This is a genomic window from Nitrosomonas limosa, from assembly GCF_054188085.1.
Map to the genome: position 1 here is coordinate 2,360,079 of NZ_CM135180.1, position 25,011 is coordinate 2,385,089.

Annotated in this window: 19 protein-coding genes, 2 tRNA genes, 3 rRNA genes and 1 pseudogene; 13 read left to right on the top strand and 12 right to left on the bottom strand. The window is 47.5% G+C overall.

Annotation, left to right across the window (positions count from 1 at the left end; genetic code table 11):
- The first annotated feature begins 466 nt into the window (after positions 1-466).
- From ACV7NC_RS10925 to rrf, 5 genes are all read left to right on the top strand, one after another.
- Positions 467-2,002: ribosomal RNA gene (locus ACV7NC_RS10925) — 16S ribosomal RNA — on the top strand.
- A 111-nt stretch (positions 2,003-2,113) separates the two neighbouring features.
- Positions 2,114-2,190: transfer RNA gene (locus tag ACV7NC_RS10930), tRNA-Ile, on the top strand.
- A gap of 11 nt (positions 2,191-2,201) precedes the next feature.
- Positions 2,202-2,277 (top strand) — tRNA-Ala (locus ACV7NC_RS10935).
- 199 nt (positions 2,278-2,476) lie between these two features.
- A 23S ribosomal RNA gene (locus tag ACV7NC_RS10940) occupies positions 2,477-5,402 on the top strand.
- 71 nt (positions 5,403-5,473) lie between these two features.
- Positions 5,474-5,586: ribosomal RNA gene (gene rrf, locus ACV7NC_RS10945) — 5S ribosomal RNA — on the top strand.
- Together the 16S, 23S and 5S rRNA genes with 2 tRNA genes alongside form the textbook arrangement of a ribosomal RNA operon.
- 309 nt (positions 5,587-5,895) lie before the next feature.
- Here rrf and ACV7NC_RS10950 read toward each other — a convergent pair.
- Both ACV7NC_RS10950 and ACV7NC_RS10955 read right to left on the bottom strand, forming a co-directional pair.
- Positions 5,896-6,996: an SMP-30/gluconolactonase/LRE family protein gene (locus ACV7NC_RS10950; RefSeq protein ID WP_458152606.1), complete on the bottom strand. Its 1,101-nt coding sequence runs from the start codon at positions 6,994-6,996 to the stop codon at positions 5,896-5,898.
- 75 nt (positions 6,997-7,071) lie between these two features.
- On the bottom strand, positions 7,072-7,452 hold the full coding sequence (locus tag ACV7NC_RS10955; RefSeq protein WP_458152608.1) for an exosortase system-associated protein, TIGR04073 family: 381 nt from the start codon (positions 7,450-7,452) through the stop codon (positions 7,072-7,074).
- An 88-nt stretch (positions 7,453-7,540) separates the two neighbouring features.
- Here ACV7NC_RS10955 and ACV7NC_RS10960 point away from each other — a divergent pair, with 88 nt between their 5' ends.
- Both ACV7NC_RS10960 and ACV7NC_RS10965 read left to right on the top strand, forming a co-directional pair.
- The gene (locus ACV7NC_RS10960; RefSeq protein WP_458152609.1) at positions 7,541-7,696 is read left to right on the top strand and encodes a hypothetical protein; all 156 of its coding nucleotides are present in this window, start codon (positions 7,541-7,543) and stop codon (positions 7,694-7,696) included.
- Between the two features lie 362 nt (positions 7,697-8,058).
- Positions 8,059-8,787: a hypothetical protein gene (locus ACV7NC_RS10965; protein WP_458152610.1), complete on the top strand. Its 729-nt coding sequence runs from the start codon at positions 8,059-8,061 to the stop codon at positions 8,785-8,787.
- Positions 8,788-8,823: 36 nt separating this feature from the next.
- On the opposite strand, the pseudogene ACV7NC_RS10970 reads toward ACV7NC_RS10965, so the two are convergent.
- The 3 genes and pseudogenes from ACV7NC_RS10970 to ACV7NC_RS10980 all read right to left on the bottom strand — a co-directional run.
- Positions 8,824-9,296 (bottom strand): annotated as a pseudogene (locus ACV7NC_RS10970) (class I SAM-dependent methyltransferase); the annotation flags it as partial.
- A gap of 254 nt (positions 9,297-9,550) precedes the next feature.
- Positions 9,551-10,105, bottom strand: coding sequence for an FxDxF family PEP-CTERM protein (locus tag ACV7NC_RS10975; RefSeq protein WP_458152611.1), 555 nt, complete (start codon positions 10,103-10,105; stop codon positions 9,551-9,553).
- 343 nt (positions 10,106-10,448) lie between these two features.
- A complete protein-coding gene (locus ACV7NC_RS10980; RefSeq protein WP_458152612.1) occupies positions 10,449-11,330 on the bottom strand; it encodes an EamA family transporter in 882 nt (293 codons plus the stop codon).
- Positions 11,331-11,465: 135 nt separating this feature from the next.
- On the opposite strand from ACV7NC_RS10980, the gene ACV7NC_RS10985 reads away from it, so the two are divergent.
- From ACV7NC_RS10985 to ACV7NC_RS10995, 3 genes are all read left to right on the top strand, one after another.
- On the top strand, positions 11,466-11,705 hold the full coding sequence (locus ACV7NC_RS10985) for a hypothetical protein (RefSeq protein WP_458152613.1): 240 nt from the start codon (positions 11,466-11,468) through the stop codon (positions 11,703-11,705).
- Positions 11,683-11,985: a hypothetical protein gene (locus ACV7NC_RS10990; RefSeq protein ID WP_458152614.1), complete on the top strand. Its 303-nt coding sequence runs from the start codon at positions 11,683-11,685 to the stop codon at positions 11,983-11,985. Before ACV7NC_RS10985 ends, ACV7NC_RS10990 begins: the two co-directional genes overlap by 23 nt.
- A 303-nt stretch (positions 11,986-12,288) precedes the next feature.
- Complete coding sequence (locus ACV7NC_RS10995; RefSeq protein WP_458152615.1) at positions 12,289-13,248, top strand: hypothetical protein; 960 nt, start codon at positions 12,289-12,291, stop codon at positions 13,246-13,248.
- Between the two features lie 61 nt (positions 13,249-13,309).
- Here ACV7NC_RS10995 and ACV7NC_RS11000 read toward each other — a convergent pair whose 3' ends face one another.
- The 5 genes from ACV7NC_RS11000 to ACV7NC_RS11020 all read right to left on the bottom strand — a co-directional run bounded on the left by ACV7NC_RS11000 (position 13,310) and on the right by ACV7NC_RS11020 (position 20,995).
- On the bottom strand, positions 13,310-14,122 hold the full coding sequence (locus ACV7NC_RS11000) for an integrase core domain-containing protein (RefSeq protein WP_458152616.1): 813 nt from the start codon (positions 14,120-14,122) through the stop codon (positions 13,310-13,312).
- 183 nt (positions 14,123-14,305) lie between these two features.
- On the bottom strand, positions 14,306-17,443 hold the full coding sequence (locus ACV7NC_RS11005; RefSeq protein ID WP_458152617.1) for an efflux RND transporter permease subunit: 3,138 nt from the start codon (positions 17,441-17,443) through the stop codon (positions 14,306-14,308).
- An 11-nt stretch (positions 17,444-17,454) separates the two neighbouring features.
- A complete protein-coding gene (locus tag ACV7NC_RS11010) occupies positions 17,455-19,035 on the bottom strand; it encodes an efflux RND transporter periplasmic adaptor subunit (RefSeq protein WP_458152618.1) in 1,581 nt (526 codons plus the stop codon).
- Positions 19,036-19,046: 11 nt separating this feature from the next.
- Entirely contained in the window at positions 19,047-20,405 is a 1,359-nt protein-coding gene (locus ACV7NC_RS11015; protein ID WP_458152619.1) for a TolC family protein, read from the bottom strand.
- Positions 20,406-20,614: 209 nt separating this feature from the next.
- Entirely contained in the window at positions 20,615-20,995 is a 381-nt protein-coding gene (locus ACV7NC_RS11020) for a hypothetical protein (protein WP_458152620.1), read from the bottom strand.
- A gap of 239 nt (positions 20,996-21,234) precedes the next feature.
- Between ACV7NC_RS11020 and ACV7NC_RS11025 the strand changes: the two genes are divergently transcribed.
- From ACV7NC_RS11025 to ACV7NC_RS11035, 3 genes are all read left to right on the top strand, one after another.
- Complete coding sequence (locus tag ACV7NC_RS11025) at positions 21,235-21,513, top strand: BrnT family toxin (RefSeq protein ID WP_292916965.1); 279 nt, start codon at positions 21,235-21,237, stop codon at positions 21,511-21,513.
- Positions 21,510-21,812: a hypothetical protein gene (locus ACV7NC_RS11030; protein WP_292916966.1), complete on the top strand. Its 303-nt coding sequence runs from the start codon at positions 21,510-21,512 to the stop codon at positions 21,810-21,812. Before ACV7NC_RS11025 ends, ACV7NC_RS11030 begins: the two co-directional genes overlap by 4 nt.
- A gap of 293 nt (positions 21,813-22,105) precedes the next feature.
- Positions 22,106-23,335, top strand: a complete 1,230-nt coding sequence (locus ACV7NC_RS11035) for an IS256 family transposase (RefSeq protein WP_458152621.1) — start codon at positions 22,106-22,108, stop codon at positions 23,333-23,335.
- 364 nt (positions 23,336-23,699) lie between these two features.
- Here ACV7NC_RS11035 and ACV7NC_RS11040 read toward each other — a convergent pair whose 3' ends face one another.
- Complete coding sequence (locus ACV7NC_RS11040) at positions 23,700-23,993, bottom strand: STAS-like domain-containing protein (protein WP_458152622.1); 294 nt, start codon at positions 23,991-23,993, stop codon at positions 23,700-23,702.
- On the bottom strand, positions 23,987-24,913 hold the full coding sequence (locus tag ACV7NC_RS11045) for a hypothetical protein (protein WP_458152623.1): 927 nt from the start codon (positions 24,911-24,913) through the stop codon (positions 23,987-23,989). The genes ACV7NC_RS11040 and ACV7NC_RS11045 overlap by 7 nt, the downstream gene beginning before the upstream one ends.
- Positions 24,914-25,011 lie beyond the last annotated feature (98 nt).

The window sequence follows — 25,011 nt, forward strand, 5'->3', positions numbered from 1 at the left end:
TCAATAAAAAACCCCGCATCGACGGGGTTTTTTATTGGAGGGTAGATCAAGTTACAAATTTCAATCCGGAAATGCCTAAGAAAACGGCATCAGGTATATGCCTTAAGAGTAGTAAAAAAATTAGTTTAGCAAAATTGCTATGGCGTATCAGAGAGAAAAAATGCTAGATATTATTAGAAAGGATTATTTTTAAAGTGAAATTTGCGCATCAGTAATCATCGCAATAAAAGCTATTTCATAATAATTGAAAAAAAATGTTGACCGATGCTTTAGAGTCTGTATAATTCCGCTTCTCGCTGCTTGAGCAACTTAAAAAAAGTAGCGATGCTCTTTAAAAAAATACAATCGATAGGTGTGAGTACTTAATAAGTTAAAAGGCATAAAGCCGAAAAGTTAAGTATTCGCAAGAATGTAGAAATTGGTAAATTAATCAATATCGACGTCAAGCGAGAGTTTTACCAGAATTAAACTTAAGAGTTTGATCCTGGCTCAGATTGAACGCTGGCGGCATGCTTTACACATGCAAGTCGAACGGCAGCACGAACTTCGGTTTGGTGGCGAGTGGCGAACGGGTGAGTAATGCATCGGAACGTGTCCTAAAGTGGGGGATAACGCATCGAAAGATGCGCTAATACCGCATAATCTCTGAGGAGGAAAGTAGGGGATCGAAAGACCTTATGCTTTTGGAGCGGCCGATGTCTGATTAGCTAGTTGGTAGGGTAATGGCCTACCAAGGCGACGATCAGTAGTTGGTCTGAGAGGATGGCCAGCCACACTGGGACTGAGACACGGCCCAGACTCCTACGGGAGGCAGCAGTGGGGAATTTTGGACAATGGGCGCAAGCCTGATCCAGCAATGCCGCGTGAGTGAAGAAGGCCTTCGGGTTGTAAAGCTCTTTCAGTTGAGAGGAAAAGGTTGTAACTAATAATTACAATTCATGACAGTATCAACAGAAGAAGCACCGGCTAACTACGTGCCAGCAGCCGCGGTAATACGTAGGGTGCAAGCGTTAATCGGAATTATTGGGCGTAAAGGGTGCGCAGGCGGTTCTGTAAGTCAGATGTGAAATCCCCGGGCTTAACCTGGGAATTGCGTTTGAAACTACAGGACTAGAGTGTGGCAGAGGGGGGTGGAATTCCATGTGTAGCAGTGAAATGCGTAGAGATGTGGAAGAACATCGATGGCGAAGGCAACCCCCTGGGTTAACACTGACGCTCATGCACGAAAGCGTGGGGAGCAAACAGGATTAGATACCCTGGTAGTCCACGCCCTAAACTATGTCAACTAGTTGTCGGACCTTAATAGGTTTGGTAACGTAGCTAACGCGTGAAGTTGACCGCCTGGGGAGTACGGTCGCAAGATTAAAACTCAAAGGAATTGACGGGGACCCGCACAAGCGGTGGATTATGTGGATTAATTCGATGCAACGCGAAAAACCTTACCTACCCTTGACATGTGCAGAATTTATCAGAGATGAGAAAGTGCTCGAAAGAGAACTGCAACACAGGTGCTGCATGGCTGTCGTCAGCTCGTGTCGTGAGATGTTGGGTTAAGTCCCGCAACGAGCGCAACCCTTGTCATTAATTGCCATCATTTAGTTGGGCACTTTAATGAGACTGCCGGTGATAAACCGGAGGAAGGTGGGGATGACGTCAAGTCCTCATGGCCCTTATGGGTAGGGCTTCACACGTAATACAATGGCGCGTACAGAGGGTCGCCAACTCGTGAGAGGGAGCTAATCTCATAAAGCGCGTCGTAGTCCGGATCGGAGTCTGCAACTCGACTCCGTGAAGTCGGAATCGCTAGTAATCGCGGATCAGCATGTCGCGGTGAATACGTTCCCGGGTCTTGTACACACCGCCCGTCACACCATGGGAGTGGGCTTCACCAGAAGCAGGTAGTCTAACCGCAAGGAGGGCGCTTGCCACGGTGAGGTTCATGACTGGGGTGAAGTCGTAACAAGGTAGCCGTAGGGGAACCTGCGGCTGGATCACCTCCTTTCAAGAAATAACTTTTTTAAGTACTCACAACCTATCGATTGTTAAATAGACAGAGCTAAGAACCAGGGTTTTGCTAAAGGAAGTTCTATGATCAATGGTGCTTAGACTATTTGGGTCTGTAGCTCAGTTGGTTAGAGCACACGCTTGATAAGCGTGGGGTCGGTGGTTCAAGTCCACCCAGACCCACCAACATCATAACTGGGGGTGTAGCTCAGCTGGGAGAGCACCTGCTTTGCAAGCAGGGGGTCATCGGTTCGATCCCGTTCACCTCCACCAATAGCTTGAAATCAGATCATTGGTGAAAATGCAAATTTTCTCAACGAAGCTTATATGTCTATAGAAATTTTGTTCTTTAAAAATATGGAAAATAAATACTATCAATTTAAAATTGAAAAGTAAGGGTTAGATTGTATCTTTGTAAAATAAAGATATCAAAAAAGTAGCATGCCTATAACTGCAATTTTTGAAGTTATAGGATCAAGTGAATAAGTGCAAGTGGTGGATGCCTTGGCGATTACAGGCGATGAAGGACGTGGAAGCCTGCGAAAAGCTTCGGGGAGTTGGCAAGCAAACTTTGATCCGGAGATGTCCGAATGGGGAAACCTGACTCTTGTCTAATTGGCTCTTAAATTAAAATTGAGAGCTTATTAGGCAAGAGTCAACCTTAATTGAATATATAGATTAAGTGTGGCGAACCTGGAGAACTGAAACATCTAAGTATCCAGAGGAAAAGAAATCAATAGAGATTCCCAAAGTAGTGGCGAGCGAAATGGGAAAAGCCATCAATATTTAGCATTTGAATTAATCGAATTATCTGGAAAGTTAAACCATAGTAGGTGATAGTCCTGTAGGTGAAAATTCAAATGTGGAACTAAGATTGAGAAAAGTAGAGCGGGACACGAGAAATCCTGCTTGAAGATGGGGGGACCATCCTCCAAGGCTAAATACTCGTAATCGACCGATAGTGAACCAGTACCGTGAGGGAAAGGCGAAAAGAACCCCGGAAGGGGAGTGAAATAGATCCTGAAACCGCTTGCATACAAACAGTGGGAGCCCGTAAGGGTGACTGCGTACCTTTTGTATAATGGGTCAGCGACTTACATTCAGTAGCAAGCTTAACCGAATAGGGGAAGCGTAGCGAAAGCGAGTCTTAATAGGGCGTTCAGTTGCTGGGTGTAGACCCGAAACCAGATGAGCTATTCATGGCCAGGATGAAGCGAGGGTAACACCTCGTGGAGGTCCGAACCCACTAGTGTTGAAAAACTAGGGGATGAGCTGTGAATAGGGGTGAAAGGCTAAACAAATCTGGAAATAGCTGGTTCTCTCCGAAAACTATTTAGGTAGTGCCTCATGTATCACCTTTGGGGGTAGAGCACTGTTATGGCTAGGGGGTCATCGCGACTTACCAAACCATTGCAAACTCCGAATACCAAAGAGTGCGAGCATGGGAGACAGACATCGGGTGCTAACGTCCGGTGTCGAAAGGGAAACAACCCAGACCCTCAGCTAAGGTCCCCAAGATATAGTTAAGTGGTAAACGAAGTGGGAAGGCATAGACAGTCAGGAGGTTGGCTTAGAAGCAGCCATCCTTTAAAGAAAGCGTAATAGCTCACTGATCGAGTCGTCCTGCGCGGAAGATGTAACGGGGCTTAAACTATACACCGAAGCTAGGGATTTACAGCAATGTAGATGGTAGGAGAGCGTTCCGTAAGCCTGCGAAGGTGGCTTGTAAAAGCTGCTGGAGGTATCGGAAGTGCGAATGCTGACATGAGTAGCGATAAAGGGAGTGAAAGGCTCCCTCGCCGAAAACCCAAGGTTTCCTGTGCAACGCTAATCGGCGCAGGGTGAGTCGGCCCCTAAGGTGAGGCAGAAATGCGTAACTGATGGGAAACTGGTTAAAATTCCAGTACCTTTGATTAATGCGATGTGGGGACGAAGAAGGTTAGCTCAGCCGGGTGTTGGATGTCCCGGTTCAAGCAAGTAGATATGTTGCTTAGGAAAATCCGGGCGACTAAATCGAGATGTGATAACGCAACACTCTTCGGAGTGCCAAGTGAGTGATACCATGCTTCCAGGAAAAGCCGCTAAGCTTCAGTTAATCGAAGACCGTACCGCAAACCGACACAGGTGGGTAGGATGAGAATTCTAAGGCGCTTGAGAGAACTCAGGAGAAGGAACTCGGCAAAATGACACCGTAACTTCGGGAGAAGGTGTGCCTTTAGTATGTGTAGCGCCTCGCGCGCAAAGCAGAAAAAGGTTGCAAATAATAGGTGGCTGCGACTGTTTAATAAAAACACAGCACTCTGCAAACACGTAAGTGGACGTATAGAGTGTGACGCCTGCCCGGTGCCGGAAGGTTAAATGATGGGGTGCAAGCTCTTGATTGAAGCCCCGGTAAACGGCGGCCGTAACTATAACGGTCCTAAGGTAGCGAAATTCCTTGTCGGGTAAGTTCCGACCTGCACGAATGGCGTAACGATGGCCACACTGTCTCCTCCTGGGACTCAGCGAAGTTGAAATGTTTGTGAAGATGCAATCTCCCCGCGGCTAGACGGAAAGACCCCGTGCACCTTTACTGTAGCTTTACATTGGACTTTGATAACATTTGTGTAGGATAGGTGGGAGGCTTTGAAGTAGATTCGCCAGAATCTATGGAGCCGACGTTGAAATACCACCCTGATGTTGTTGGGGTTCTAACCTAGATCCATTAGCTGGATTGGGGACCGTGTATGGTAGGCAGTTTGACTGGGGCGGTCTCCTCCCAAATTGTAACGGAGGAGTACGAAGGTACGCTAGGTACGGTCGGAAATCGTGCTGATAGTGCAATGGCAAAAGCGTGCTTAACTGCGAGACTGACAAGTCGAGCAGGTGCGAAAGCAGGTCATAGTGATCCGGTGGTTCTGTATGGAAGGGCCATCGCTCAACGGATAAAAGGTACGCCGGGGATAACAGGCTGATTCCTCCCAAGAGTTCATATCGACGGGGGAGTTTGGCACCTCGATGTCGGCTCATCACATCCTGGGGCTGTAGCCGGTCCCAAGGGTATGGCTGTTCGCCATTTAAAGTGGTACGTGAGCTGGGTTTAAAACGTCGTGAGACAGTTTGGTCCCTATCTGCCGTGGGCGTTGGAAGTTTGAGTGGACCTGCTCCTAGTACGAGAGGACCGGAGTGGACGCACCTCTGGTGTACCGGTTATGACGCCAGTCGTATCGCCGGGTAGCTAAGTGCGGACGAGATAACCGCTGAAAGCATCTAAGCGGGAAACTTACCACAAGATGAGACTTCCCGAGGGTTAAACCCTCCTAAAGGTTCGTCGAAGACTACGACGTTGATAGGTCGGGTGTGGAAGCATAGTAATATGTTAAGCTAACCGATACTAATTGACCGTGAGACTTGATCCTATAACTACAAAAATTGTTATAACTATAGTTTTAATTATCTAACCCTAATTTATTTTCCATTTACGTTTTCGCTTGGCGGCCATAGCACTTTGGACCCACCTCTTCCCATTCCGAACAGAACCGTGAAACGAAGCTGCGCCGATGATAGTGTGCATACGCATGTGAAAGTAGGTTACCGCCAGGCATTCAATAAAATGACCCTTTTGCATTTCAAATTTTAGAAATGTAAAAGGGTTTTTATTTTTTATCAATCCATATTTAATTTAATAAGATAATTTCTATATATTCTGCCAAAATTGTACTTAAACCAGAAACTTTTGGGAGCAATGAGTACTCCGTTAGTGTTAGCTATTTATAAGGAATTAAATACTCATAGCTAACCCATATTTATCTGCAAGCCGAGCATGTCTTCAATACTGTGGTCATAACTTCATTTTTGTAATCAGTAGTTACCCCGTTGCCATTAAGAGTTTGCTACAAATCTCTTCCTTCATTACCGCTTAGCGATCCAACCAAGATTATTAGCGTGTATGCTCTGAATAAAAAAACGATCGTAGGTTTCAGTTAGGGCTGTGGTCTCGGGATATTGGCCACTTGGATCTTGCATATCATCAACGATGTCGCCAGATTCGGTAAATGCCATGACATGGCCGTAGGCCTCAGGCATAGGCCAAAGTGCCCGTGGAAAACGCAGAACCAGCTTCCTTAAGAAGGGCTTATCGCTTAAAAAGTCGATGATCGAGTTACGCGGCTTGGCGAAGCCGAGCCATATTCTTCCTTCCAATCCACGCATTAAATTATCCGGATAACCAGGTAAATTATCTAAAAGAATAATGGCTTGCATTGAATCTAAGTTAATATCAAGATTTTCAGCTGCTGTTGCGATTTTCCACACCCGGTAACGGCCAGTCTCATTAACAAATAGCGACAATTCGTTTTGCGAAAGTGCGATACCATTAGCGAAACTTAAACCTTTGGCTACGATTCTCACTTTTTTTTCTGTTGGGTCATATTCCAATACGCGACCGCTAGCCGATTGTTCAACGATATCGAGCATGCTCGCTTCAAAAGTGCCGCCCCATTGCGATGGCGCGAAGCGCGTAGAAGAATCGGTGATATAAATTTTCCCGCTTTGCGCAACAACAATACTGTTAGGATAGCGTATCGGGTCACCATTGACATGGTCGATCAGTACACTGATTTCTCGATCTGGTGTAATTTCTAAAACACCACGCATTGCATCGGCTGCGATCAGGTTTCCGGCGGCATCAAAATCGAATCCTAATACTCGACCCCCGGTATTTACGAATACTTCCAGCGCATTACCGTTAGGCTCCATACGCAAAATCTTGCCGCTTGCCACAGCTGTATAAAGCAATCCTTCTTTCGACAATGCCACATGCTCCGGACCTTCTTCGCCTCCGAGAGAGATCAATTGTAAGCCTGATAATCGCTCATTGCGTGCATGAGAGGCCGTATAACCTGGAGCGGCGGGAGCTTCCCAGCTGACTGGCTCAATTGGTACAGGCCAAAAACAGAAGTAAGCAATGATACTGATCGTTGTTGCATACAACAGCGACGCTGATGCTTTCATAAGAATGCGCGCCTCAAGAAAACGCGAGTCTGTAAAAATTGGATTCGATAAGTACGGTGCCCATTTGTAAAGCCATCAATATCCCATGAATTTTGATTCACGCAAAAAATCATCCCAAACAAACACAGGGTCAACCGATGGTTTGGTTGGAAACATGAAAGTAAGTAAATCGAAGGCGCCGCATCCGGTTCGATTGATCGTATACCACCCGCCCTGAAGCACACCAAGGCCAAAAGCAGCCATACCTGACGCAGGTGTATTTTCTTGTTGTCCTACGATATTGATATTTTTTGGGAATTCCATCCACCCTGTCGCAATATTGGCTAAGCCGCTTATCAATTTGGTTCTTGACTTATCAAATTGTGAACTCTCGGTAGTTTCAATTTCTGCCATAGCAATACTTGAGATAAGGAATGACGAAATTATTATAAAAGCCTGCCTTGAAATTACATGCATCAAAATCTCCTATTGATTTGACGCTTCCAATTGAAGCAATCATTCGATTAATGAAAGTGTTACAAAAAATGCTATAGTGCTGATCAATATGAAAAATAACCAACTTGTCTTACTCGATCTTGCCAGTGGCTGTTCCGGTACAGATTTTCTTGCTGATTTCTTTGATCAAAATGTGTCATGTTGCTACAGCACACATGAACCCTATGTCGTTGCTGGCAAGCCTATCGAATGGAATGCACAATAAAATGATAGCGCGTTAATGCCCGCGTTGGAACGCAAATATTACTTTATCAACAGCCGTTATCAGTTTTATTGAGTCGATGTTGATCTCAAGCGAGAAACGGTATTACGTAACATGATCCGTTTATTGAATTACTGTCTCAAGCGGAATTTAACCTCAATTAACGCCATAATACCCGTTCATAGAGCCAATCGTTATCACAGCATAGAACAGGATAAAAAATATTGCAGTTGAATTTACCCGGAAGTTACCGGAGATTGATCCATCTCTCTTGCAATTGCAGTTGGTTTTCCGGGATTAATCAGATAACTGAATTAGTAGTTTGTTGATTTTTTCATAGCATCTTTGTAAGGAATGAGTGAATCATGGTCAGTCTTACCTTAATCAAAACAGAAGCTGAAGAACTGGTCAGGCGTATACCAAGATCGAATAACCAACAGTTGCAAAGCGAATTAGTGAAGCTTTGCGAAGCGCACTGGCGTACTGTGCGCGGTCCGCAGCCGAGTGCGCCACTGGCGCAAATACTATGGTCCTCAACGCCACCACTGGCGGATCTGCTAGTCGATCTCTACACGCAAGGGGATACGCCTTTGAGCAACATTTTGCCAAATTTAGATTTGGCCCGGGGACTGGCGGTTATCGTCCTTGCTGAGATTCAGCAAGGCAATGAATTCGGTGTGCATATCGCACATGAGCCGATGAAGGCCTATGAAAGCAATGTGCCGCCACCAGCCTGGCTCAACAAAATAAGCGCCATGCTGCATGGCACACTTGATGCACCGCTTTTGCATTTGCATGACCGGCATAACGCTTTGTGGAAATCACTCGCGGTAATAGCTGCACAAACCAAGCGGCTCGATTTGGCCGCAATACAAGCTGTGATTCAGTGGCTTACAATGGATGGCCCAACGAATGGCCCCAGTGATCCGGCGCTGGAAAAATTACGGCAGAGTGTGGCGGATGCCGGGATTCTTTTCCTGAAAATGGACAAAAATCTGATCCAATACGAACAACACCATAAACCCCACAAACCGGTACGTACGCGACAGCTTGGCGAATTATTATTGGAGATCAGACAACTGTGGCTGCGGTAAACCGGTAGCAGTCGGCTCACACTGCAATTCTCATATTCAGTGCTCTGGCTTGCAAGCGCGGATCAGCACAACTGTCCCAAAAATTGTCCGGTAATAAGCGGTTTCTTGTACTGGATTAAATCCGGCATTCGCTGCGAAATCCGGGATTAAGCCCAGGATATTGTCGTAAACTTCTTCAAACCAGCGCGTCACCCAGGAAACAAGCTGCATCGTAAAATCGCGAGGCTGGCCAAAATCGGCGATATGCAATTCACCGCCTGGTCTGAGCACGCGGAATATTTCTTTCAATGCTTGCTGCTTATCTTCTCGAGTCAAATGATGCAGCAGTAAACTTGAAAAAACGCGGTCAAAAGTTTCATCGGCATATGGCAAGCAAGTCGCTAAGCCTCGCTGGAATAGAATAGTTTCATTATTTTTTCGGATTTCTGCCGGGCGATTTCCAAGATCTTCGGATCGACATCCAACCCATAGAGAGCCGTGTCAGGATTGGCTTGCTTGATCAGCAATGCCAGTGTGCCGGTACCACAGCCGATATCCAATATCGATTCCCCGGGTTGGATACCGGCCTGTGCGATCAACGCGGCGCTGATCCTACCCTCGGGAAATAACCAACGCATCACAGGATCGTACCAGCGGGTCAGCCAGTGAAAATGAAATGCCGGAATAAAATGAGGTTGATTATTCACATAGGTTGCGGACAAGTGAAATAAAAAAGCCGCGAGGAATAACTCCTCGCGGCTCTAGTCTAGATTAAACCGGTTAATTAAGCGAATTTACGTTTGCGTGCTGAGAAACCAACCAATCCCAAACCGGCCAGCAACATGGCATAGGTTTCAGGTTCTGGTACTGGTAACGCTTGCAATGAAACGGAATATTGACCTAAGTTAGCACCAAATGTACCGCTAATATCCAAATGATATTGGCCAGGAAGAAGATCGCCGAGCGAATGGGTTAAGCCGTCATCGGTAAAGGATGCGATCAAAGTCGTGCCGTTTGGATGGGTGTTATTCCACACTTCAACTGCAAAGCCGGTGATATCGTTAACAACAAAACCGCCTAAAGACAGGAATAGGGTTGAAGCAGAACCCGTAGTGGATGAAAAGGTTGGAATTGTGAAATTTGCATATTCTTCAAATGAGCTTCCGGTGCTACCGATCAACAATGCGGACAATGTTGTTGGGGCTGGGCCGATGTTACCTAATTCGTATGGATTTCCAACAGATCCGTCTCCTGGAAAGTTGCCAAAACCGGCAAATGCGGTTGAGCTAAACAGTAAAGCGGCTGCTGCAACAAGTTTCAGTTTGATGTTTTGTAGCATTGTCTTCTCCTAGAATTATCATTAATTGAACTGCTTACTTTGAATTCTTAAAAATAACTTTCGTCATTTCTAGGTTGTGCATACTAAAGCGTTGTGTTTTGACTGACTATGGTAAGGTTGTGTTGAATTCGTACTAATAACTTCAGTAATATTTCCTATAAAACAACTAGGAAGCTTAATAATCTGAGAGTGTTTCGAGATAGCTTTTGCAAGATTTCATGCGGGTTTTGCGTGTCATGCCATTACAGGAATCTTAAGCTGGAAATTGAGATATCGCTTTGTGGATATTGAATGGTGCAAGGCCCTTTGACTATTGCCGCAGAAGCTGCATCACATCATTCTGTTAGCTTTTCATCACTTTATTCGAAGCTAAGCGGCTAGCGATCAAGTTGATGCACAAGCCAGCCATGATTAAAGCGGCGGCGCCGAGTTTCCAAGGATGAATGGGCTCATTCATTACGATCGCTGCGCTTCCGAATCCAAATACCGGTACCAACAGCGAGAATGGCGCCACGGTTGCGGCCGGATAGCGGCTCAAAAGCCAATTCCATGCCGCAAACCCTAATAGGGTAACCGGATAGGCATTGTATCCAATCGACGCAGCTGATAGCCAAGTAAGCCTGGATAGACTGTCAAGATTCCAAGCGCTGTACTCAACCATGAACGATACCAGCAGCAGCGGAGGCCACGCGACGAAACTACCCCAGATCACGAGTGCGAACATATCGATTTGACCGAGCCGTTTGGAAATCAAATTACCCGCGCCCCACGAGGCAGCCGCTGCAATGATCAACGCCATGCCCAATGCCGAAATATCCCCGCCGACATTGGCAGCGACCAAACCGATGCCGCAAAATGCAATGCTCGCACCGGTGATTTGCCAGCCCGATGGTTTCTCATCCAAGAAAAACACCGCCAGCAACACCGTGAAGAATACTTGCACCTGAAGCAACAATGACGCCAGACCAGGGGAAGCACCGGCAGCCATGCCGAAGAATAGCAGGGTGAATTGCAATGCGAACATGGTGAACCCGAAAGCCATCAACTGCCGGAAAGCGATTGCCGGTCGTCGAACAAAAAAGATCGCGGGAAATGCGGCAAAAAAGAAACGCAACGCGCACAGCAGGATCGGCGGCAGCTCCTCAAGCCCCGCTTTGATCATCACAAAATTAAATCCCCAAATCATCGCTACCGCGATGGCCAGTGCAATATGACGCAAATGCATAATTTTTTGTGCTTAATGTAAATTAAATTCCCGGAATCATAAGCCATCAAGTATTGCATCATATCTCATGACCAATGGAGCGCAGATCATTCAAATTTCGCGACAGCATCGAAGTTGAGGGCAATAGGCACACAATTGTGCTATGGTTTTGGACGTGAAGCCGATCAATCGGGTGGATTGCTGGACGATATGTTCCATCCGAATAAAGATAAGTATCCGCAGCAACGGATTTTTGTTGTCTTGATCGGTGAATGGTTTTTTTGGTTCCTTATGTGGAAACCGAAGAAGAAATTTTTCTTAAAACAATCATACCCAGCCGAAAGGCGACCAAAATATACCTTGGTGACAAACGATGAAAAAAACAAAACTGGATAGGGAAGAAGAGGCGCTGCTTGAAGCATTCGAAGCGGATGAATTTCAATCCGGATTGACGCCGTCGCGCAAAAAAATGATTGAGGCAGCGGCAGCGCAAACGTTCAAAAAAGACAAACGGATCAACATCAGAATTTCCGGCAGAGATCTGACGGCAATTCAAAGACGGGTGATGGAACAAGGCATGCCGTATCAGACCTTGATTGCCAGCATCATTCACAAATACGCTTCCGGTAGTTTGTGCGACGCGACGGTAAAGAATGCCGTCGATACAAGTAATTAAAAGAAGTTGCTGGCTTTTAATGAATTTGTGGCAGCAATTTGCTAAGAGTAGTGGAAAACAAGGCCGGGGCCAGAATATCGATTAGAGATCCATTATCAGGATCAATTGAGTCTGACCCTTATGATTCGGGAAGCGTTATTTAAATGATAATGCTTGATCATCAGGGTGTTGTGCATCGTTATTCCCGCGCAGGTGGGAATCTAGGATTGCGAGCGGCATGACGGAAATGCTGGAGTCTCTTATGCCGCTCCAACCTACTGTACTTTAATAGATATTTAACAGCACACAAAAAAAGGATAGTAAATGTATCAACAAGTAATCTTTGCAATAGCAATCTTTACTATCATAACACTAGGTTCAAATAGTTTCGCTAACTCAGGCAAACACAGTGGCGTGTGCGAACTTTGGGTTAAAGATGGTAAATGGAAAGAGGCAGGAGCTGCGTACATTACAAGCATTGAAACTGGTAGTTATTACGGCCTAAAGCTTAATGACAAGAGAAGAGTCTTTGCAAGCTTACATCAGTTATTTGATCAGGATAAAGAAATACCAAAATTGGTAAAAGACAAACAACATCAGTCAATGCCTTTTAGAGAAACAAAAATAAAATGTGATCAGGATGAGTACGAAGTAAGATTTATTCCACTTAATCACAAAAGGTTTTCATACTTTGATTTAGATGACGTAAATTCAAAATTTTGTAATATGGATAAAAGTTTAAAAGATGACACAAAGCTTAGCCCAAAACTAATAAAGCGAGGGTGTGATACAGCTATTTTTGATATTATCTTAAAAACAGGGGATAAAGAAAAATTGGAAAGAATTAAAGGATTTAGCCCATTAGTAAACAGAGAAACTAGAGAAGGGTTTAAAAATAGACACGTCTATCTTGGCGTAAATCAGACTGACATACTCACTGGTAGAGAAAATTTTGATTGTATTATTGAGAAATCGTACATAAATTATTTCACGCTTAAATGTTCAAATTTAACTAAAGAATTTGTCTGTAATAATAAATCACTTAGGGTAAACATGAACAATAGAAATTTATATTCAGGTACACCAGTCCTCCTCGCTGAAAAAAATAATCCTAAAAATATTCAAATCAGTAATAATAATAATCCCTTAGCTATAGGTAGTATAGTAAATTTTTCATGTAATATCGATGGTTCAATTTCAGTCGGTGTTGACTCTTTAGAACTCAGCAATGAAGCCAATCAAATTTTAGGCGAAGAAATTACTCATATTGAACATAACGATTAATCATTTTAGTATCGTGGTTACAAAACACACTAGACCTTTGTCATGTAAGTTGTAAGAAATCTCAGGGTTGTTTACAGAGAGGTTGATTGAAATAAGCGATGAGTATTTCATAAGGGGTGGCATTATTCAAACTCTTATGGGGTTTTACAGTGTTGTAGAAGTTAATGAAACGGAAAAGCTGAATACGCCGATCGGCGCAGTCTTTAAAGGAAATCTGGCTGTGCCACATGTCCATCAGGGTGCGGATGACTCGTTCGGCTTTGCCGTTGGTTTGCGGACGATTGATACGGGTAAACTTCTGACCGATACCGTGCTGCCTGCAAGCTTTGCCGAAAGCATGGTCGTCAGTTCCTTTATATTCCGTACCGTTATCGGAATAAGCGCAATCGATCTGGTAAGGACATTGAGCAACGGTGTTTGTAAGAAAGGAAGCAGCGCTATGCTGGGTTTTATCGGGAAAAATATCGGCATACAACTCCCTGGAGAAATCATCGATGGCCACAAACAGGTACTCGCGAGGTTCATTGGCGGATTGCCCTTTCAAGAAGGGAAGTCGCTTGGTATCGAAGTGAACAAGCTCACCTGGGTAAGATTTGTTATAGCGCTTGGCTTCACGCTTGAGACGTTCCTGGATGGTTTGTTCGATCTTGGCCAAACGTTTAAGGCCATACTGCAACGTCTTGAACCGCTGATTGGTACTGTCACGCGGAGTAAATTCCTGTAGCCTGGCGCGTTTCAGTACGTCATAAATCGTTGGACGGCTGACGTGGAAGTGTTCTGCCAAATGCGCTACCTTCCACAGCCGGGTTTGATATAGCCGCCAAATTTCCTGACGATCCAATAAGGTTAGGCGAGTACGTTTGTGTATGTTCATCTACAGTATTCTCCTGAATACTGTAAACAACGCTAGAAATTCTTACATGTAAGTAGATAGAGAACAATAGCGAATGGGCATTACATCTATATTTTTACAAGGGGTCAGGCTTTACAACTGAAATCCTAATACCCATCCACACTAACGCATAATCTTCGGTGGATGGCGCTACGCTTATCCACCCTACTGCTGCCTTCTTTTCTGCCCCATTTGCCGCAACGGAATCTCCTTCACCACCGCATAAACCGCCGGGAAAATAATCAGCGTCAGGATCGTAGCGGAGACCATGCCGCCGACCATGGGAGCGGCGATGCGGCGCATGATTTCGGAGCCGGTGCCGGTGCTGAGCATGACCGGGAGCAGGCCGATGACGCTGCCGGCGATGGTCATCATTACCGGGCGGATGCGGTATACGGCGCCTTGAATCACGGCGTCGTACAAATCCGCTAACGTTACTTGCTCGGCCATCGCTTTGCGCTGCCGCGCGATGGTGGTCAGCGCCTGGTCGATGAATGCCAGCATTACCATGCCGGATTCGGCGGCGATGCCGATCAGGCCGATGAAGCCGACTACCGCGGCAATGCTCAGGTTGTAGTCGAGCCAATACATCAGCCAGATGCCGCCGACCAGCGAGAACGGCACTGACAGCATCACGATCAGCGTCTCGGTCAGGCGTCCGAAATTCAGATACACCAGCAAAAACACCAGCGACACCGTCAGCGGCACGACGATTTTGAGTTTTTCGGTGGCGCGTTGCATGTATTCGAACTGTCCGCTCCAGGTGGCGTAATAACCTTGCGGGAATTGCACTTGTTCGCGCACCGCCCGTTGCGCGTCGGCGATGTAGCCGCCGATGTCGCGGTCGCGGATGTCGATGAAGATATACGCCGACAACAATGCGTTTTCGGTGCGGATGCTGGGCGGGCCTTGCATCAGCTTGACCGCGGCGAGCTGCCCGAGCGGGATCATGGTGCCGCCCATCGCGGGTACCAGCACTTGCGTGGCAATGGCTTGCGGGTCGCTGCGCAGTTCGCGCGGATAGCGGATGGCGACGTCGAAACGCTCGCGGCCTTCTACCGTGGTGGTGATCACTTCGCCGCCCAAAGCCACCGATATCACGTCGAGCAAATCGCCGACGGTCAGGCCGTAGCGCGCCAGCGCCATGCGATCGGGTTCGATATCGAGGTAATAGCCGCCGGTGATGCGCTCCGCGTAAGCGCTGGTGGTGCCGGGCACGGTTTTGACTACCGCTTCGATCTGTTTGGCAATGGCTTCGATCTGGTTCAAATCGTTACCGAACACTTTGATGCCGACCGGCGTGCGGATGCCGGTCGCGAGCATGTCGATGCGGTTTTTGATCGGCATGGTCCAGGCGTTGGCGACGCCGGGGATTTGTAACGCCTGGTCGAGTTCGGCGATCAGCTTGTCGATGGTCATGCCGGGCCGCCAAGCGTTTTCCGGTTTCAAGTTGATAATGGTTTCGGTCATCTCCAACGGCGCCGGGTCAGTGGCGGTATCGGCGCGGCCTGCTTTGCCGAACACCGACGCGACTTCGGGAAAATTCATGATGAGTTTATTTTGCGTTTGCATGGTTTCCGCCGCTTTGGTCACGGAAATGCCGGGCAGGGTCACGGGCATGTACAGCAATGTGCCCTCGTTCAGGGTTGGCATGAATTCGCTGCCCAGCCGCATCGCCGGATAAACCGTCGCGGCCAGCACGCCGAGTGCGATCACCACAATCGACTTTTTCCAACGCAACACCCAACCGACCAATGGTTTATAACTGCGGATCATGATGCGCCCGAGCAGGTTGTCTTCCTCGCGCGGAATGCGCCCACGGATCAGCAGCAAGATCAATACCGGCACCAGCGTGATCGACAGTAGCGCCGCGCCCGCCATGGCAAAGGTTTTGGTATACGCGAGCGGCTGGAACATGCGGCCTTCCTGCGCTTCCAGCGCGAATACCGACAGAAACGACACCGTGATGATCAGCAGGCTGAAAAACAGCGATGGCCCGACTTCCTGGCATGAAGCGATCACTGCGCGAACGCGCGATTCCCCCGGCCCGGCGCGCGCCAGATGCTTGTGTGCGTTTTCCACCATCACGATCGCGGCGTCGGTCATTTCCGCAATTGCCAGCGCGATACCGGCCAGGCTCATGATATTCGAATTGATCCCCAGATACGTCATCGCGATGAACGCAATCAACACGCCGATCGGCAGCATGATGATCGCGACCAGGGCGCTGCGCACATGCATCAGAAAAATTGCGCACACCAGCGCGATGATGACGATTTGTTCGATGAACACTTCGCGCAACGTTTCGATGGCGCGATGAATCAGTTCCGAGCGGTTGTACACCGATTCCACCGACACGTTGTCCGGCAAGCCGATACGGATTTGTTCGAGTTTCTGCTCGAGATTGTGAATCACGTCCAGCGCGTTTTCGCCGTAGCGAGCTACTGCAATTCCGGAGACCGCTTCGCCTTCGCCATTCAGTTCGGTAATGCCGCGCCGCTCGCTCGGCGCCAATTCCACCCGGGCAACATCGCGCAGCAACACCGGCATGCCTTGATGCGCGTTGACCACAAGATTATCAAGATCGGCGATGCCGCGCAAATAGCCGCGCCCGCGAACCATATATTCGGTTTCGGTCAATTCGATCACGCGCCCGCCGACGTCGCGGTTGCTCTCGGCGATAACCTCGGTGATGCGTTTCAGCGGAATGTTGTAGGCTTGCAGACGTCGCGGATCGACGGTGATTTGGTAAGTCTTGACGAAACCGCCGACGCTGGCGATTTCCGATACGCCCTCGGTGGTGGTGAGTTGATAGCGCAAGAACCAATCCTGCAATGTGCGCAATTCGTCGAGCGTGCGCTCTTTGCCTTGCACCACGTACTGATAAATCCAGCCGACGCCGGTGGCATCAGGCCCGAGCGCCGGACGCACGTCGCGCGGCAACTGGTTGGCGGCGAAGCTCAAGTATTCGAGCACGCGCGAACGCGCCCAATAAATATCGGTGCCGTCCTCGAAAATGACATAAATGAATGACACGCCGAACGCCGACAAGCCGCGCACTACCTTGGCGCGTGGTACCGCGAGCATCGCCGTGGTCAACGGATAAGTGACCTGATCTTCGACCACTTGCGGCGCCTGACCGGGATATTCGGTATAAATGATGACTTGCACGTCGGACAGATCGGGAATCGCATCGACCGGCATTTTCCATAGCGAATAAATCCCCCAGCCGACGATAAAAGCTGTGCCGAGCAGCACCAGAAACACATGCCGGATCGACCATGCAATAATTGTTTTCAGCATGATTCCCTCGCTCAATGGGCTGAATGATCGTGATGCGCTTCGGCGGCTTCGATATGCACCAGCACGAATTCGCCGGCGGATTCTTCCGCCATCTCAAAAACGATGTGTTGCCCCGGCTTGAACGCTGACAGCAGCGACGGTTCGAGCACGCGGAAATCCATCGTCATCGCAGGCCAATTCAAACTGGCGATCGGTTCGTGCGCCAATGTAACCACGCCGTGCGCGAAATCCAGCGCGCGGATCAGGCCTTCGCCGCGATGCGTGGTGCGGGTGGATTCACCGGCGTGCGATCCGGCAGCATCGTGTTCGTGCGCCACCGCTTCAAAACTGCTGTGGCCGAAGCCGCTGAGAGCGCCTTTGAAATTGCTTTCCGCGTCGATCAGGAAATTCGCCTTGATCACGACCGCTTCGCCGAGACGTAATCCGCCCAGCACTTCGGCGTAGCCGTCGGCATGAAAGCCGAGTTTGACGGTGCGCGGTTCAAACAGGCCAGCGCCGCGTTCGACCAGCACCACGCGCCGGGTGCCAGTATCGAGCACGGCGGAATCCGGCACCGTCAGCACCTTGTCCTTGCTATGCGAGGAAGCGAACTCGACGCGCGCGTACATTGCCGGTTTCAATAAACCGTTTGGGTTGGGTAATACGATGCGCACTACCGCAGTGCGTGTCTCCGGGGTGATCGACGGATAAATGAACGCCACTTCGCCGTTGAACACGTTACCGGGATAGGCGTCGACGCGCACCGTCGCCGATTGTCCGGTGTGGATCATGCCCAGATCCTGCTCGAACACATCGGCCAGCAGCCATACCTGCGACAAATCGGCGATCTGGTACAAGGTATCGCCGGGCATGAAGCGTTGGCCTTCGACAGCCATCTTTTCCAGCACCACGCCGTCGGCTTTGGAGCGCAGCGTCAGGTATTGCTGCACCTGGCCTTCACGTTGCAGGCGGCGTATTTCGGTTTCCGCGATATCCAGGTTGCGCAGCCGCTGCAACGCGCTTTCCACTAGGCGCTGCATTGCCTGACGCACGTCGGGCGTACCGTCGGCGGTCGATTGCAGGCCTTTCAGCGCAATCAGATATTCCTGCTGCGCGGTAATCAAGTCGGGGCTGTAAACATCCATCAATGCATCGCCCTTTTTCACTACTTGACCGGTGGTATTGACATATAGCCGCTGTATCCAGCCTTCGAACTTGGTCACCAGCGTGAATTGCCGGCGCTCATCGGTTTGCACCGTTGCCACCGCACGCACCGTGCGCATCAGCTCGCGCATCGCGGTAGTCTCGGTGCGCACCCCGAGTTTTTGCACTTTATCGGGACTGATACTTACCCAGCCGGGATCGCTGGATGATTGTTCTTCGCCTTCGTAAACTGGCAGATAATCCATGCCCATCGGGTCTTTTTTCGGCACCGGCGACGTATCCGGCAATCCCATCGGATTGCGGTAATACAAAATTTTTCTGTTTTTCCCCGTGTCCTCGGCAACACCGTTTGCGGCATTTTGGGATTGCGTGCTGCCCAGCCAATAACCGGCAAACAGCAAGGCTGCCATGGTTGAAACTGTCAGCAAAATTTTAGCTGTTGATTTCATGATGATCTCCCTTACCGGTGCTTGTCGTGACGCTTGCCGACCAGCAGTTCGATTTCGGCCAGCGATTTGTGGTAGGTGGCGACTGCGGTGACCAGGCTGGTTTCGTAATCGAACACCGTCATTTGATTATCGAGCAAGGTCAGGAAGTCGACGCGATTGACTTTATAAGCCGCCAGCGACGATTCGACGGTCAGCCGCGCTTGCGCCAGGATGGTCGATTGATACAGTTGCGCCGATTTATAGCTTTGCTCGGCGATAGCCAATTGCTGCCGCAATGTCGCGGCAATTTCGTTGATTTGCGCTTGGTGCAGGCTCATCGCCTGATCGCGCAGCGCCAGTGCTTCGGAAACGCGCGGCTCCAGTTTGCTCTTGCGCCACACTGGCAGATTCATGGTCACGGTGAAACTGACTTCATCGGCGCGTCCGGTGCCGTCCAGGCGGCTGTCGCGCTGCCCGTACATCACCCGCGGCGTGAAGTCGGGGTAATAATCTTTCTTCGCCAGCTCCAGTACCTTGTCGCTGCGCGCGATCAGACTTGCCAGCGCCAGCAAACGCGGACGTTGAATCAAAGCGGCTTGATACAGCGCCTCGAATTTCAGCGCCGGTTCGTGATAAAGCTGTACCTGCGACGGCACCGGCGCTTGGCTGCCGAAACCACGTCCCAATGCGCGCAGCAAATTCGATTCGAATATGCGTTGCTCGCGCCCGAGGTCGATCAGCCTGTCCGTCATGCGCGATACTTGGGTTTGCGCTTTTAATACATCCGCCTGGCTGCCTTGCCCGACTTGATAACGTTGTTCCGCGATGCGTAAGAAATGTTCGAGCGTTTGCTTGTTTTTCTCGACCAGCTTGATCAGTTCCAGCGTTAATCCAAAATCGAAATACGCGGTTTTGAGGTCGTGCACGATGCGGTTAACGGTTTCCTGATAACCGAATTCAATGGCCTCTGCATCCTTGCTGGCCACCGCTTCTCGCAGATCGCGCTTGCCCGGAAAAGGCAATGTTTGCGCCAAGCCGATCATTTTCATCGTCATATCCTCGGTACGGAACGGCGATGCGGCAATTGGCATATACAACACGCCGATTTCGACTTGCGGGTCGTCCAGCGCGCCGGCCGGGGCGATGCGCTGCTGCGCAGCCTCGCGCTCCTGCGCTGCCGCACGGATTTCGGGATTGTTTGCCAAGGTTTCTGCGATTAGATCCGACATCAACGGTACATCATGCACTACTAGGGCTGCATCGGTGGTCTCCTTGATCAACGGTGAAAAAACGCGGGAATCCGTGCCGTTAGGTGGGATGTTTTGCTCTTGGGCTTGTGCGAGCGCTGTGGTAGCAATCCACAATAAAAACAGCATCTCGGTGCGGTTCATCGCAACCACCCAGTGAAATTTTGCAATTGCTGATGCTTATCCTTAATTGGAAGGAACATGTTTGCCTCCTGACCATCATTTGATCGATTCTGCCAATGATGCACCAAAACCAGTGATCATCGCTGCGCTGCATTTTCCGTGACATAAAGAATGCACGGAATGAATGCGAATTAACTCGTTTTTCTTTCGCCTGAACGACCGGCAAGCTGTTACAAGGAAACGATCAGAGGAGGGTGTTGCGGTTGATCCGGTACAAAAGAAGTGAAGCCGGATTCATAGGGAGTAATTGCGGAAATCGCATGAGCAGTCACTGATGGCGCGGTGCCGGAAACAATTGGCGTGCTGCTGTAAGCATTACAAGAAGTATCGTCGCACGGCAGACTATCAAGCCAATGATCGGTTGTATTCTCAGCCGCTTGCTTGTGGCAGCCATCGTGGTGATGAGGATTGTCGATGGCCGCGCGCGGTTGATCGAATTTGGTTTCTTGCACACACACCGACAAAATAGCCGCGACGGCACCCTGCACCGGGAACCACAGCATGAAAAAGACCAATAGCCATTTGAAATTGTGCGCTTTCATGGTTTTCATTATAAACAATCCGAAAATTTTACAAAGAAAATTTATCGCAATGGTTTCAACCTGCCGGGAGTTTGAGCGATCGGTATTAACTTTGTGGTTTCCGGGTTAAGCTGTCAGTTAAATTCCCGGGATCATAAGCCATCAAGTTTTGCAGCATATCTCATGACCAATGGAAACCGATCATTCAAATTTGGCGGTAGCATCAAAGTTGAGGGCAATAGGCACACAATTGTGTTATAGTTTTCCGCATGAAGCCGATCAACTGGGATGCTGACAAAAATCGCAAGCTTATCGAAGAAAGAAATATTTCATTTGAAAGCGTTATTTTTTCGCTTCAATCGGGTGGATTGCTGGACGATATGTTCCATCCGAATAAAGATAAGTATCCGCAGCAACGGATTTTTGTAGTCTCGATCGGTGAATATGTTTATTTGGTTCCTTATGTGGAAAACGAAGAAGAAATATTCCTTAAAACAATCATCCCTAGCCGAAAGGCGACAAAACAATACTTTGGTGACAAACGATGAAAAAAACAAAGCTGGAGTTGGAAGAAAAAGCGTTGCTCGAAGCTTTCGAGTCGGATGAATTTCAATCCGGATTGACGCCGTCGCGCAAAAAAATGATCGAGGCAGCGGCAGCGCAAACGTTCAAAAAAGACAAACGGATCAACATCAGAATTTCCGGCAGAGATCTGACGGCAATTCAAAGACGGGCGATGGAACAAGGCATGCCGTATCAAACCTTGATTGCCAGCATCATTCATAAATACGCTGCTGGAAGTCTGTACGACGCGACGGCAAAGAATGTCGTCGATACAAGTAATTAACACTTCCTGGTTTATTCAAGATGCGAATGTGTAGTATCAGTAATCTCTGTAGATAATTTATGCAGCAAGCAATACGGGTACTTTCGGAGGGCAGGAAATTATCTGGATTGTGTTCTGAGAACATATTAGAAATACTAAAGGATCGCCATGGATACTCAACACATTGAAGATTTGATTAAAGAGGCACTTGAAAAGCGGCAAGTCGAGTTCGAAATATCTGAACTAGGGGGTGTAAATAATTTTGTGTAAATGGTCATATTGCAGGAAACTGCTTCTATATTTTTGGAGTAAAAATGACCACACCCAAACCCCTGCCGACCGGCTTAATTGATAGCCTGCTAGCCGATTACAAAAAGCCAGAAGATTTAATCGGTGAGCATGGTCTTCTCAAGCAACTCACCAAAGCGTTGGTTGAACGTGCCTTGCAAGCAGAAATGGCCGAGCATCTTGGTCACGATAAGCACGAAACGGTAAACAATGCCACTGGCAATACCAGAAATGGTAAAAGCCGTAAGACCCTGAAAGGTGAATTCGGTGAGTTACCCATCGAGATCCCCCGTGACCGTGAAGGCAGCTTCGAACCTCTGATCATTTCCAAGCATCAGACCCGCTGGGCGGGTTTTGATGACAAGATCCTCTCGCTGTATGCCCGTGGCATGACGACGCGTGAAATCCAGCAGCACCTCACTGAAATGTATGGCACAGAAGTATCGCCTACGCTCATTTCTACGGTCACTGACGGTGTAATGGATGAAGTAAAACAGTGGCAATCGCGGCCTCTCGATGCGGTGTATCCTGTGATCTATCTCGATTGTATCCATGCCAAAGTTCGTGACGCTGGTAGCGTTCGTACCAAAGCGATTTACCTGGCGATCGGCATTAACATGGAGGGTCATAAAGAAATACTGGGCTTATGGATTGCTCAGACCGAGGGTGCCAAGTTCTGGCTCAGCGTTGTCACTGAACTCAAGAATCGTGGCGTGCAAGATATCTTTATCGCCTGTGTTGATGGCTTAAAGGGCTTTCCCGAAGCGATTGAAACCGTCTATCCACATGCCATTGTACAACTCTGTATCGTGCACATGGTTCGTAACAGTCTCAACTACGTCGGCTGGAATAAACGCAAGGAAGTAGCTGCTGATTTACGTTTGGTCTACAGCGCCGCCACGATTGATGAGGCTGAGCAAGCGCTAGCGGACTTTGAAGATAAATGGAACAATGCTTATCCACCAATCGCCCGATCTTGGCGCAATCATTGGCAACGCATCATTCCATTCTTCGACTACCCGCCTGAGATACGGCGCATTATTTACACCACCAATGCGATTGAGTCAGTCAATATGAGCCTACGCAAAGTCAGCAAAAACCGCGGATCGTTTCCCAACGATGAAGCCGTGATCAAATTGTTCTATTTGGCTCTCAGCAATATCGCCAAAAAATGGTCTATGCCACTAAGAGATTGGAAACCTGCACTAAACAGGTTTACTATTCAATTTAACGAAAGAATGCCTCGGCATTATTAACAACCGTTTACACAAAATCTAGGACACCCTCCTGAACTACGCAAAATTCTCGTTCTGTCAGTTCCAAATAATTCAAAGTTAGTAAATCTGCTCGACCAAGTTTTTAACTTGGGTATGGCGTCGTTAATTCCCGACAGGGTGGTTGAACCAACGCCTTCGTTTCGGATAGAGCGCTACATCGTCTCACCGACACTTCGAGGAATGGCTAACTAGCATTGGATGTAATGAGACAGATCAGTACTTAATCATGGATAAACCAAAAACCAATTCCAGCGCACATTTGCGGTATTTGCAAATAGCACGGAATGCACGTGCGTGAACTAAACACTACTCCGACAGAGCTAGCCAATTTTTGGTAGCTAGTTCATGCCGGTTCAGATTTTTTTACAACAAAAGCGAATCTATTTCGTATTAATGTATTTATATGATGAGTAGAATTAGTTATTTTCAAATAATTTCTGATATGTTCAAAAGAGAATTTTTCCAGCAGTCTTATAAATGCCGCATTTATAAAGGCGGAAGGAACAGAGTCGATCCCATCAAAAGATACAGACACACTCTTATTTTTAGCTATTTCAGGATATATTAAGTTAAATATTTTTTCCCCATCCTCGTATGAGGATGTCGTTCTTACATGATTTTTAATAATAATTACCATTTAAATTGCTCCTCTTTGGTGTCCTCCATAAATTTATCGAAATTATTAGTTTTTAGTATTATTCTCACTAATGTTCCTGGATAGTAACCTCGTGATGGCCTTGCTATTACTTTGTAAGAATCCGTGTGTTTCACTGCTGATATTTCACCTCTTCCGGAAGCAATCAATATAGTCCCATCGTTCTGTTGAGTAACATATTGGATCAAATTGTGTAGCCCCGCCCCTCTGTTTCTAACATTTGATTTTGTTGTAAATCCTTCCTTCCATGCCATACCGATAGCTTCGTGATCCAATAACTTTAAACTAGGATTATTTTCTCTTACTACAGCAGGGATAGTTCTTCCAAAATCAGAAACTGCGATTGTCATTTTTAATTCTTTTGGGTCAAATTGAGTATAGGTACATCCCATATCAACTCCAGAATGATCGTTAATATTAAGGAACACTTCCTCAATGCAACTCCTTAAAGGAGCTAATGAACCTTCGCCCCCCAATCTTGCTTGCATTGCGATCCATGGTATTAATTGAAAATGCACATATCCAATATAATCATCCTTAGCAATCAGCTCCAAAGGCATATTTTTAAATTTAGAGTTATTTGCTCTTTCTAAATTTTGACCAACATATAGTTTAAAAAAACCTACATCATCTAGAAAACTGATTGCGTCGAATTTAGACTCATAATTTTCAAATTCAACTCTTACTCTATTTTTTTTGAAAAATTCAATTAGATTGCTAAAAACAATCACTCCAGTAGGTGTAATTGTTTTTAATTTTCTTAAATCAAAAACGACTTTGCCAGCTTTTGATTCATTTTGACTCGTAATCGCCGCGTCAATAAATGGATACATACTTACACGATCAAAACTAACTGGTAAGGATATTATAATTTTTTTCCAGAAATATGTCTCTGTAAACAATGCATTATAAACCACAGAATTATTTAAATGTACTTTCTGTACGCTTCCATGCGCATATTCTAGCTCTAGAAATGTTATTAATAAACTCGAAAAAAGTG

Excerpts from the sequence above, each read along its gene's own strand:
- ACV7NC_RS10950 (WP_458152606.1), bottom strand. The coding sequence starts at position 6,996 with ATGAAAGCATCAGCGTCGCTGTTGTATGCAACAACGATCAGTATCATT.
- ACV7NC_RS10955 (WP_458152608.1), bottom strand. The coding sequence starts at position 7,452 with ATGCATGTAATTTCAAGGCAGGCTTTTATAATAATTTCGTCATTCCTT.
- ACV7NC_RS10960 (WP_458152609.1), top strand. The coding sequence starts at position 7,541 with ATGAAAAATAACCAACTTGTCTTACTCGATCTTGCCAGTGGCTGTTCC.
- ACV7NC_RS10965 (WP_458152610.1), top strand. The coding sequence starts at position 8,059 with ATGGTCAGTCTTACCTTAATCAAAACAGAAGCTGAAGAACTGGTCAGG.
- ACV7NC_RS10975 (WP_458152611.1), bottom strand. The coding sequence starts at position 10,105 with ATGCTACAAAACATCAAACTGAAACTTGTTGCAGCAGCCGCTTTACTG.
- ACV7NC_RS10980 (WP_458152612.1), bottom strand. The coding sequence starts at position 11,330 with ATGCATTTGCGTCATATTGCACTGGCCATCGCGGTAGCGATGATTTGG.
- ACV7NC_RS10990 (WP_458152614.1), top strand. The coding sequence starts at position 11,683 with ATGAAAAAAACAAAACTGGATAGGGAAGAAGAGGCGCTGCTTGAAGCA.
- ACV7NC_RS10995 (WP_458152615.1), top strand. The coding sequence starts at position 12,289 with ATGTATCAACAAGTAATCTTTGCAATAGCAATCTTTACTATCATAACA.
- ACV7NC_RS11000 (WP_458152616.1), bottom strand. The coding sequence starts at position 14,122 with ATGAACATACACAAACGTACTCGCCTAACCTTATTGGATCGTCAGGAA.
- ACV7NC_RS11005 (WP_458152617.1), bottom strand. The coding sequence starts at position 17,443 with ATGCTGAAAACAATTATTGCATGGTCGATCCGGCATGTGTTTCTGGTG.
- ACV7NC_RS11010 (WP_458152618.1), bottom strand. The coding sequence starts at position 19,035 with ATGAAATCAACAGCTAAAATTTTGCTGACAGTTTCAACCATGGCAGCC.
- ACV7NC_RS11015 (WP_458152619.1), bottom strand. The coding sequence starts at position 20,405 with ATGAACCGCACCGAGATGCTGTTTTTATTGTGGATTGCTACCACAGCG.
- ACV7NC_RS11020 (WP_458152620.1), bottom strand. The coding sequence starts at position 20,995 with ATGAAAACCATGAAAGCGCACAATTTCAAATGGCTATTGGTCTTTTTC.
- ACV7NC_RS11025 (WP_292916965.1), top strand. The coding sequence starts at position 21,235 with ATGAAGCCGATCAACTGGGATGCTGACAAAAATCGCAAGCTTATCGAA.
- ACV7NC_RS11030 (WP_292916966.1), top strand. The coding sequence starts at position 21,510 with ATGAAAAAAACAAAGCTGGAGTTGGAAGAAAAAGCGTTGCTCGAAGCT.
- ACV7NC_RS11035 (WP_458152621.1), top strand. The coding sequence starts at position 22,106 with ATGACCACACCCAAACCCCTGCCGACCGGCTTAATTGATAGCCTGCTA.
- ACV7NC_RS11040 (WP_458152622.1), bottom strand. The coding sequence starts at position 23,993 with ATGGTAATTATTATTAAAAATCATGTAAGAACGACATCCTCATACGAG.